Here is an 8,679-nt window from a genome sequence, read left to right as displayed (position 1 = left end):
TTCTCATCTGCCAGCGGATTGGCGGGCTGGGGCACGGGGCCAGGGCGCTGATTGTCGAGGCTGGTCGCACCACGACGAAGGCGCTGTCGCCACTTGGCCAATTGCGAGGTATACAGCCCATGTTGCCAGAGGATCGCCCCCCGCCGTGGGTCGCCACGCGGGTAGGAGTCGTACTCGTCCAAGATGGCTTGTCGCTCGGCGGTGGTCAACGTTGGTCGGTCAGTCGGGTGGGTCATGTTGTCCATGGAAAGTTCCTCGCGCCCTGATCAGAACGGATCTCAGCCAATGGAATCTGTCTCACTCGATATTAGCACACAGGGTAACACGCTCCTGCGCGACAACCATAGAAAATACGGCTGTCATAGTCATCGGCCTCAAGAACCGCATCAAAATCGGCGGGTGGCGTGGACTCGATCAGGGCGAGGAGTGCTTCTGCTCCGCGTATCGGTTCATCCGTCGTCGCGGGCATGAACCCGCCAAATGCTGGCCCTGTGGGTCCTTCATAGGCCGTCATAATCCAGGTCTCTCCCCGATCATTCTGGACGGAAAGAACATAGGAAAAGGCGCTTTCCGCATCAGTGGAACTGGTTAACGGCGCACCAAACAGGGCCAAGAGCGATCCCCGAAAGCGTGCACGATAGGGTATCTGCACGGTTCTTTCGAGCATGTCAATGGGCATGCGAGATGTTCCCCCCGAAGCGGTATGATCCGTCAGCGGCGTAAACGTAAAGCGATCATCGCGCTCAGGAATCCCACCCGTGGCGGATGGATGCATAGTAGGGCCACAGCTGCCAAGCACCGCAAGCGTGCAGAGCACGATCCAGCATCGTTGAAGCAGTGTTTGTCGCATCGTTGTGTCTCCTTCCTCACCCGGCTTCGGTTTGCCTCGGCCCGCGCTGAAGCTGGCATCGGTGGGGTGTATCGCGGGTCGGTTCCCGCTTAAGGCTGATCCCAGCGCACCGTGGGCAGGGAGACCACCGCCTGCATCCGCTGAAAATCGCTATCCATCGAGACCAGCGTAAGTTGCTATTGGAGGGCAATCGCGGCAATCCAGAGATCGTTTTCCGAGAAGCCCAGCTGGTGCAGGGCGGTATGCCGTTGTTTGGCTTTTTCCTTCGGGCCAAAGTGCCGCAAGACGGCGGCCTTGAGGCTGCCATACGTATGGGCGGTAATCTGGTCAATCGAAAAGATCGTGATTTCACGTAAGAAGGCATCGACGGTGCGGCGGTTTTCGGCACGCCGTGCTGACCGTTCGGCCATCAAAATTAATTCACCTTGGACAATCACACAGGTCATCACGGGCGTTTGGCCAATGGCGGCCAAGTGCTCCAGCACGACGGGATTACCTTGGAGAATCAGGCTGCAATGATTGGTATCCAGCAGAAACATTAATCGAGGCCCGCCAGTCCACGCAGCTGGTACACTTCTGCCAGTCGCTCATGCTGGTCATCACCCGCCCAGCGGCCACGAAAGGCGGCGAGCGACTGTCCCGTGCTGGGCGCTGGTTTCAAGGGGCGAGCTGCGGATGTCACCGCACGACGCGCGGCCTTTTGATCGAGCACCCGCAGTCGCTGTTGTGGTTTTTTTGAGTTTTGGGTCATGAGGTTCCTCCGTCGGTAGTCCGCTGGGTATACCGCTATTTTAGCATGACTCTGGGATAGCTGGCTCCGTCATCCTATCGATTTTTTTCACAGGAATGGTATGGTTTTCCTCTGCCCGAGCAACGTGCTTGGCGATGATGAGTTCTGATATAAAATCATCTACGCCTAAAAAAGAGCGCTGCCGCCCATTTATTCCAGTATCTTGCTCGATGATGGAATAAATGAACGGCCATGATTGATTCTTTGGGAAATCAATCATGGCCGTTCAGTGGCTGTTATCGCTGGTTTAGCGGTAGGTAAGCGTGCCGGTTCCTGAGACCTTGCTCAAGGAAATGCCGCCAACCGCTCCCCAGAAGCTTGCCACTTGGCTCCAGTTCATCGTATAGAGATCAAGCGACACTTCGCCTAAACCACCAGCAACCGATTGCATCGTGAATTGATACTCGCCCCGCAGGGTTGCGGGATCAACAAAGAAAAAGCCCGTCACCACCGAGGTAAAGATCGCAAAACTGACATCAGGGCCACCCGTGGCGTTAAAGACAACGGTATGCGGAAAGGCGAGATCGACGGTCAGGTTTAAGGCCCACCATAAGACCCCGGTCATCGAGAGCAAGCCCGTCGCATTCCACGTCGTTTGTGCCGTCAACTCCTTCATATGGGGATTCGCCTGGGTAAAAGGATGATCGGGTTGGAGCGCCGCAAAATCCTTGAAGTGTTGCATCCGGTCAGCGAGCAAGCGTTGGGCACGGTCGAGTTGACGGGCTTGAATGAGGGCTTGGGCTTGACCAACGCCATCGTGTGGCTGGGCTTGGAGTGGAGATGGTGCGCGTTCCATGGCATCCTCCTACGGGCTATGCCACGATCAGTGTTTCGGGGCATGCCCCTGCGTGATCGTGACGCAATCAGGTCATGGATTAAACGCACCAGCCGTGCCTATCCTGAAGCCTTCCATGATCGGCCCTGTTGGCACTGATCTCCTGTGCTTCCCAGAGCACCAACCGACGCATGGCCATTCAACTAAAAATATTAATAAAGAGGAAAGCAACATACGTTTAAGTCTACCGATATGAGTTCCAAAGCCTACCGTCATCAATTGTTCCGCTGTGCAGGCAGTTGGCGTGCCGATAATCCTCGTTATCGGCGGTTGAAATCGTCTGAACGACTGCTAATCGGTGATTTGTGCGCCATTTTTGACCCAGAATACAACCGATAACAGGGAGGGCGGTATCAGCTATGGCCGTTGATTGGGGTTGCAATGCCCACGTCGGCGGCATATCGAGCAGTACGGCGAGCGATCACACTCCATTGTTTCCCTTTATTAATCCTAGGGCCGTTTTTCGCCGAATGGACACCCTACCCCAGGATCGGGCATAAGGCGCATCGGGTACGACGCACTGCATGGTATGCCGCGTGATGCGCAACAACCCAGCGGGAACGCGTCTTGGAGCGGCAACCCGTTGGTTGCTGCACCCATGCGCACGGCCATCCATTAAGGCAGGGTAATTTTACGAATTGGCCTTGGTTCCGCGTGGCGTGGCCCCGTCATAATCCAATCCACAAAGTAATAGCTGCGGCTATCCGCACTCCATCCATGACGACACCCATCGGTATAGATCGTCGATGCCAGATCGATGATGATGGTTCCGCGATCTCCGGTCACGGGATCGCGTTCCCAAATCTGTGTGCCATTGGCAACGTACCGCCCGTCGGGCGAAGGATACCATTGCGGGACTTCCCCATTATAGGTACTGGGTAGGAGTGGATGCAACAAGGTTGTGGTATCCGTCACGATGCCATTGGGGATGTCATACAACCACCGCTGATCAACCCAAAGCACATCATTGGGATACCAGCGCAATTCAGGCTGTTCTGTCGCATCGCGATCAAGTGGAAGGGTGATCGCCAGCGTCGTGGTGAGATCGAAGACTTGGGCCTGATAGCGACCCTGATACGGCTCCTGCCCTAGATCAGCCGTATAGGCGATCAGATAATGATGCGATGGCGAAAGGGCACAGACGGTGACCACCACATTCGGCAGGACAATCGGCGCAACCCGATCCCGTTCCGAGGCACAACCACTCAGCAGCACGACCACGGCTATCCCAAAGTGATACCACCGCATGCAGCCCCCTATGCGTCGCCCGCAATGGTCGCCGATGGCAAGGCGCGTTGCCGCACATGGTCGGTATCGACCACGGTAAACATGCCAACTAGCGGAACCGCTGCGGCCACGAGGGCGACCAAGCGCTCGGCAACAGCGACAGGCGAGGTTGGCGGCATGCGAAAATAGACAATGCCTGCCGGAACAGGGAGCCCAAAGCGAAAAATAAGTTCGCCATAATCCCGATCGAAGGTCAAAATCACCCGCTGTTCGGTCGCCGCCTGCTGCAATACCGCAGTATCAGGGATGCCTGGCGTTGTTTCGCCAATTGCCAGCACATCATAGCCAGCGTCACGCAACCACGCAGTGGCGCTGTAGGGAATATTTTCATTGGCCAAGAGCAGCATCAGGCAGCGATCCTTGTATAAAACGCGGTATCGCGCATGCATTCGGCGACAAACTGAAAGACCGCTTGCAGTGCTTCCGGAGTCAATTGGGGATATTCCTGCAAAATGGTTTCTTCGCGCCAGCCATTGGCCAGGAGTTCCAGCAGAAAATCGACGCTCAGGCGGGTACCACGAACCACGGGCTTGCCCGCTAAAATGGTGGGATCAGCATGTAAATAGGTTTGCCAGGTCGCCATAAAATCCTCCATGCATCACGCATCGCATGTCCTAGGGGTAGTGTACCGCAGTCCGTACACCTTGCCAACCATCGGCTAGAAGGCATTGGTGCTGCATAATGCCTGCTCTCCGTATGAACCGTCTCGCTGTGTAGCACGATTCGCCTCGTCTTTTTGGGTTCTGATACAAAGGACATATCAGAACTCTACGCCCAAAAATGAGCGCTGCCGCCCATTTCATTCCACCATCGAGCAAGATACTGGAATAGCACAACGGCCAAGATGGATTTGTTGCTTAATCAATCTTGGCCGTTGCTTTTGTGTACGTTAATCCCCTGCCGTTCGGGGCGCTGGTTCTAACGGTAAAAACTCGTCAGGGTAATACTCATATTAATAAAGTTTCAATCCCCTGGTCATCGGGGCACTGGTTCTCACTTTTTAAAGGCGGTGGTGGCGGCACTGCTGGCGCTGGTTAAGCCGTTTGGTTTCCTGCGCGGCCAAGCCACAGAGCGCCTCAAGCAGTGACGCACGACGCGCCGCCGATGAGGGGAAATCGAGTGAGATGTGGGCACGCTAAGTCGCGACTATGTTCTAACTTAGCGTGCTGTGGGGAAACAGCACACTGAATTGGGTCATGATGTGCTTGAAGAGCACACAATGGCGTAGCGTGCTGACCAGCGTAATCATTAGTTGACGGACGCTTGACACACATCGATAAACTGTATATACTCAGTATATGGATATACACAATGAATTCATTATCTCGCGCTCCGATGGGAGACCGATGTATCTCCAAATCATTGCGCAGATGAAGCAGCGCATTACCGTAGGCGACTGGCCACCAGGTACAGAACTTCCGTCCATGCGTCACCTCGCCGTTACCTTGCGCATCAGCCTCATCACCGTCAAGCGTGCCTATTTTGAGCTTGAACGCGCAGGCCTAATTGTGACGAACCAAGGGAAGGGATCGTTTGTCGCTGACATCCCAGCGATCGACCCTCATCGCTGGGCACAGGACTTGGCAACCCATCTTGCGCACGCCGCGCGACTTGGTGCGCTCCTCGGTCTGACCAGTGATGACCTTGTCGATCAGCTGCGCACTGCCGCTACCCACCTAGCAGAGGAGTCTCCATGACCGATGTAGCTGTCCACTTCTCTAATGTCAGCAAACACTACCCGCACTTCTTGCTTGACCGCGTTAATCTGACCCTCGCAACGGGAACGATCATGGGATTTATTGGGGCGAATGGTGCCGGGAAATCAACGACGCTCCGGATTCTGATGGGCTTGGTTCATCAGGATCAGGGGGATGTTCAGGTGTTAGGACAGCCAATGCCCGCGCGGCAGGTTGCCACGAAATACGATATTGGCTTCGTATCGGACGACATGCGTCTCTATGGCGCAGCAACGATTGGCTGGCATATGGAGTTCATTCGCTCGATCTATCCTACGTGGGATCAAGGGTTTGCCGAACGCTTACTCAAACGCTTCGATCTCATGGCGCAGCACAAAATTAAAGGCCTTTCACATGGGCAGCGGGTCAAGGCGACGCTGCTCCTCGCGCTAGCACGTCACCCACGCCTCTTGGTTCTTGATGAACCAACGACGGGACTCGACCCGATTGCCCGCCATGAGGTCTTAGGCGCACTGATGGACGTGCTCGCCGATGCGGGTCGGACGGTGTTATTTTCATCGCATAACACGCTCGATATCGAACAAGTGGCAGATTATATCACCTTTATCGATCAAGGGCGCATTATTAACTCGGACGATAAGGAAACCTATCTTGATCGTTGGCGCCGTCTTCGCGTGGAAGTGTCGCCGGGTACGCATGTCCCCAAACTGCCAGGCATTGTCGGGATAGGTGGCAGCGAGCGGCTGATGGTGCTCACCACCAACTGCTATGACCCAAGTATGGAGGCTGTCTATACCCAAGCCGGTTTGACCGTCCATGCGGTTGAGTCGATGACGCTCGAAGAGATTTTTCTCGCCAGTGTGCAAAGCCGACGGGAGGGCCAAACCGTATGAACTATGCCGTCATTAAGCGTCTCATTTACAAGGATTGGTATCTCATCCGCTGGACGATTTTGGGCTATCTGAGTGCTGGCGTGCTGGCCGTCAGCTGTATCGCCACGGGGAATGAGCGGCTGATATCAGTGGGGAACATCCTCCTGCTTACGGTCGTCATCGCGCTCGGCATGCATGTGGTAATAACCACGGTGGTCGGCGAGCGTGCGACGCAAACGCTGCCATTTCTTATCAGCCTACCGATTTCTACCAAGGACTATACGACCGCAAAAATACTCGCCAATATGCTTATTTTCCTCGTCCCATGGCTAACACTTCTGATTGCGATCGTGGGCGTGATCCTCGGGCGTGACTCGTTACCTGATGGTCTCATCCCTTATACAATCATCATCCAGACCGAGTTGTTGGTCAGCTATTGTTTTGTCTTGGCAACCGCCTTGGTCAGCGAATCGCAAGGATGGACGATTGGGGCGACTCTGGCGGGCAATCTTTTCTTTCAGGCATTTCTCTCCTATGTCTCGCAGTTGCCTGGCATCACTGCAACCATTGGACTCGACACGATCACGTGGAACCAATCCGCCATCCTCCTCTTGGTGGGGGAAGCCCTTGCCATTGTGGTGCTGTTAGTCGGAACTTTTCTACTCCAGGCGAGAAAGACCGATTTTATCTAAGGAGCCACATCGCAGGCGTGCGATAGACGCAATGATGCGTATGGTATCAGTGTACGATTTCGGGAAAAATATACGCTAGCATTAAGATTTCTTAAAATAAGAAAGACAACAACGATTATGGATTATGGCGCAGTCGGTGAATCACGCACCAATGGCGGCAAGATGAGCGGGCGACGTTGTCGCCACACAAAGTCACCCGTGAGATTAATGTGCTCCCACCCCAACGGTGAAAGATGGGCCAAATAGGCATCGGGAATGGGATGCCCTGCCGCGCGTGCCGCATCGACTGCCGCACCAAGATAGACCGTATTCCATAACACGATCGCTGCCAGGACGAGATTGAGGCCACTCGCTCGTTCAATTTGATCATCGATGCTGCGATCATGCACTTTCCCTTGGCGATGGGCAAACACCGCCTGTTCAAGGTTATTCTTCCCCTCTCCTTTATTTAAGATGTGGGCAACCCGCCGTCGAACCGGAGGCTGCTGAAACCATTCCACGGCATAGAGCGTGCGCTCGATGCGGCCCATTTCGCGGAGCGCACGAGCCAACGTATGTTGGCGAGGATAGGCCGCCAGTTTCCGTAACACGATAACGGGTGGGGTTTGGCCCGCGCGTAAGGTTCGTGCAAGCCGACAGAGTTCTGGCCATGCCTCACGAATCAAGGCGCTGTCAATTGGATTCCCCAGCATTGGACCAATCGGTTCATAGGTGTTGGTGGTTCCTGGGGTATACAGCCGTTGCTGAGAAATATCACGGATACGTGGCGCAAAGCGCCAGCCAAGCAGATGAAAGGTGGCGAAAATGTGATCGGTATAGCCCGTGGTGTCGGTCGAGTGCTCGGTAATCTGTAATCGTGTCCGATGACTCAGTAACCCCTCGACGGCATACGGCGCTTGACGGTGGGTAATCGGGATGGGACGCATCCAGAATGGCGCATATTGATCGGAGACAAATCCGTAGAACATCGCCGCTGGGTCACTGCCATAATGGGCATTCACGCGGCCCGTCCGACGACCACCCCACGCCGTGGGGAAATCAACCCCATCCGAAGAGGCCGTAGTACCATCACCCCACAGGTGCGCAAGCGGCAATTGATGCTGGAGATTCACGATCGCACTCGTGGCATTGGCATAGGTTTCCGCTCGCAGGAACCAATCGGCAAACCATTGGAGCCGTTCGTAGGTCATACCAGGACACGATTGCGCCATCTTGCGTAATCCAAGATTTAAGCCATCACCAAGAATCGCCGCATAGACAACGCGGGCATCGGCTCCCTCATGCGCACTATGCAAATGCTGGAAGTGTTGGCGCATCTGTATCCATTGATCGACCTCGGCGAGCAGATCGGTAATGTTGACGGGTGGTACGCGCTCATAAATCGGCGCAAGGACGTGATCAAGATCCGCTGGCAAGGTCGATTCATCGGGCGTAACATGGAGGATGCCGCGTTTCAGTGTGACATTGGACAGGGTTCCTTCCTCGGCTTGACGGGCGAGTAGAGACAGCTGGTCATCTAAAAGGGCAAGCTGATGTGGTCCTGAACGTATAGACATGTATGCTATCATACTGGTACGGGAAAGGAATCCACCAATGACACGGCAAAACCCTCGCACCTTTACGGCGGAATTTCGCCACATGGCCCTTGATCTCGCG

The 8,679-nt window shown here is 54.9% G+C and carries 13 protein-coding genes; 3 read left to right on the top strand and 10 right to left on the bottom strand.

Annotated features, from left to right (window positions below; all coding sequences use genetic code 11):
• The 9 genes from ABEB26_RS26440 to ABEB26_RS26400 form a co-directional block, all read right to left on the bottom strand.
• A partial coding sequence (locus ABEB26_RS26440; RefSeq protein ID WP_486348338.1) for a hypothetical protein occupies positions 1-236 on the bottom strand: 236 nt, incomplete at its 3' end.
• Positions 237-307: 71 nt separating this feature from the next.
• Complete coding sequence (locus ABEB26_RS26435; RefSeq protein ID WP_345725095.1) at positions 308-850, bottom strand: hypothetical protein; 543 nt, start codon at positions 848-850, stop codon at positions 308-310.
• A gap of 176 nt (positions 851-1,026) precedes the next feature.
• Complete coding sequence (locus tag ABEB26_RS26430) at positions 1,027-1,389, bottom strand: type II toxin-antitoxin system VapC family toxin (RefSeq protein WP_345725094.1); 363 nt, start codon at positions 1,387-1,389, stop codon at positions 1,027-1,029.
• Positions 1,389-1,601, bottom strand: a complete 213-nt coding sequence (locus tag ABEB26_RS26425; protein ID WP_041307504.1) for a hypothetical protein — start codon at positions 1,599-1,601, stop codon at positions 1,389-1,391. The genes ABEB26_RS26430 and ABEB26_RS26425 overlap by 1 nt, the downstream gene beginning before the upstream one ends.
• Positions 1,602-1,641: 40 nt before the next feature.
• Complete coding sequence (locus ABEB26_RS26420) at positions 1,642-1,860, bottom strand: hypothetical protein (RefSeq protein ID WP_345725093.1); 219 nt, start codon at positions 1,858-1,860, stop codon at positions 1,642-1,644.
• A 27-nt stretch (positions 1,861-1,887) separates the two neighbouring features.
• Positions 1,888-2,436, bottom strand: coding sequence for a hypothetical protein (locus ABEB26_RS26415; RefSeq protein WP_345725092.1), 549 nt, complete (start codon positions 2,434-2,436; stop codon positions 1,888-1,890).
• A gap of 654 nt (positions 2,437-3,090) precedes the next feature.
• A complete protein-coding gene (locus ABEB26_RS26410; protein WP_345725091.1) occupies positions 3,091-3,723 on the bottom strand; it encodes a hypothetical protein in 633 nt (210 codons plus the stop codon).
• Positions 3,724-3,731: 8 nt separating this feature from the next.
• Positions 3,732-4,109 (bottom strand): DUF5615 family PIN-like protein, encoded by a 378-nt coding sequence (locus ABEB26_RS26405; RefSeq protein ID WP_345725090.1) that lies wholly within the window; start codon positions 4,107-4,109, stop codon positions 3,732-3,734.
• Positions 4,109-4,345, bottom strand: coding sequence for a DUF433 domain-containing protein (locus tag ABEB26_RS26400; protein WP_345725089.1), 237 nt, complete (start codon positions 4,343-4,345; stop codon positions 4,109-4,111). The genes ABEB26_RS26405 and ABEB26_RS26400 overlap by 1 nt, the downstream gene beginning before the upstream one ends.
• 763 nt (positions 4,346-5,108) lie before the next feature.
• Here ABEB26_RS26400 and ABEB26_RS26395 point away from each other — a divergent pair.
• The 3 genes from ABEB26_RS26395 to ABEB26_RS26385 are packed head-to-tail and all read left to right on the top strand — an operon-like array spanning position 5,109 to position 7,023.
• Positions 5,109-5,459 carry a GntR family transcriptional regulator gene (locus tag ABEB26_RS26395; protein ID WP_345725088.1) on the top strand — a complete coding sequence of 117 codons (351 nt, stop codon included), beginning with the start codon at positions 5,109-5,111 and terminating at the stop codon, positions 5,457-5,459.
• Entirely contained in the window at positions 5,456-6,352 is an 897-nt protein-coding gene (locus tag ABEB26_RS26390) for an ABC transporter ATP-binding protein (RefSeq protein WP_345725087.1), read from the top strand. The genes ABEB26_RS26395 and ABEB26_RS26390 overlap by 4 nt, the downstream gene beginning before the upstream one ends.
• Positions 6,349-7,023 carry an ABC-2 transporter permease gene (locus tag ABEB26_RS26385; protein WP_345725086.1) on the top strand — a complete coding sequence of 225 codons (675 nt, stop codon included), beginning with the start codon at positions 6,349-6,351 and terminating at the stop codon, positions 7,021-7,023. The genes ABEB26_RS26390 and ABEB26_RS26385 overlap by 4 nt, the downstream gene beginning before the upstream one ends.
• A 122-nt stretch (positions 7,024-7,145) precedes the next feature.
• On the opposite strand, the gene ABEB26_RS26380 is transcribed toward ABEB26_RS26385, so the two are convergent.
• Positions 7,146-8,579, bottom strand: a complete 1,434-nt coding sequence (locus tag ABEB26_RS26380; RefSeq protein ID WP_345725085.1) for a Tn3 family transposase — start codon at positions 8,577-8,579, stop codon at positions 7,146-7,148.
• Positions 8,580-8,679 lie beyond the last annotated feature (100 nt).

Source organism: Herpetosiphon gulosus (assembly GCF_039545135.1).
GTDB classification, from domain to species: domain Bacteria; phylum Chloroflexota; class Chloroflexia; order Chloroflexales; family Herpetosiphonaceae; genus Herpetosiphon; species Herpetosiphon gulosus.
Note: the sequence above shows the minus strand (reverse complement) of the source record. Positions and strands in the feature narration are given on the sequence as shown.

Excerpts from the sequence above, each read along its gene's own strand:
- ABEB26_RS26435 (WP_345725095.1), bottom strand. The coding sequence starts at position 850 with ATGCGACAAACACTGCTTCAACGATGCTGGATCGTGCTCTGCACGCTT.
- ABEB26_RS26430 (WP_345725094.1), bottom strand. The coding sequence starts at position 1,389 with ATGTTTCTGCTGGATACCAATCATTGCAGCCTGATTCTCCAAGGTAAT.
- ABEB26_RS26425 (WP_041307504.1), bottom strand. The coding sequence starts at position 1,601 with ATGACCCAAAACTCAAAAAAACCACAACAGCGACTGCGGGTGCTCGAT.
- ABEB26_RS26420 (WP_345725093.1), bottom strand. The coding sequence starts at position 1,860 with ATGATTGATTTCCCAAAGAATCAATCATGGCCGTTCATTTATTCCATC.
- ABEB26_RS26415 (WP_345725092.1), bottom strand. The coding sequence starts at position 2,436 with ATGGAACGCGCACCATCTCCACTCCAAGCCCAGCCACACGATGGCGTT.
- ABEB26_RS26410 (WP_345725091.1), bottom strand. The coding sequence starts at position 3,723 with ATGCGGTGGTATCACTTTGGGATAGCCGTGGTCGTGCTGCTGAGTGGT.
- ABEB26_RS26405 (WP_345725090.1), bottom strand. The coding sequence starts at position 4,109 with ATGCTGCTCTTGGCCAATGAAAATATTCCCTACAGCGCCACTGCGTGG.
- ABEB26_RS26400 (WP_345725089.1), bottom strand. The coding sequence starts at position 4,345 with ATGGCGACCTGGCAAACCTATTTACATGCTGATCCCACCATTTTAGCG.
- ABEB26_RS26395 (WP_345725088.1), top strand. The coding sequence starts at position 5,109 with ATGTATCTCCAAATCATTGCGCAGATGAAGCAGCGCATTACCGTAGGC.
- ABEB26_RS26390 (WP_345725087.1), top strand. The coding sequence starts at position 5,456 with ATGACCGATGTAGCTGTCCACTTCTCTAATGTCAGCAAACACTACCCG.
- ABEB26_RS26385 (WP_345725086.1), top strand. The coding sequence starts at position 6,349 with ATGAACTATGCCGTCATTAAGCGTCTCATTTACAAGGATTGGTATCTC.
- ABEB26_RS26380 (WP_345725085.1), bottom strand. The coding sequence starts at position 8,579 with ATGTCTATACGTTCAGGACCACATCAGCTTGCCCTTTTAGATGACCAG.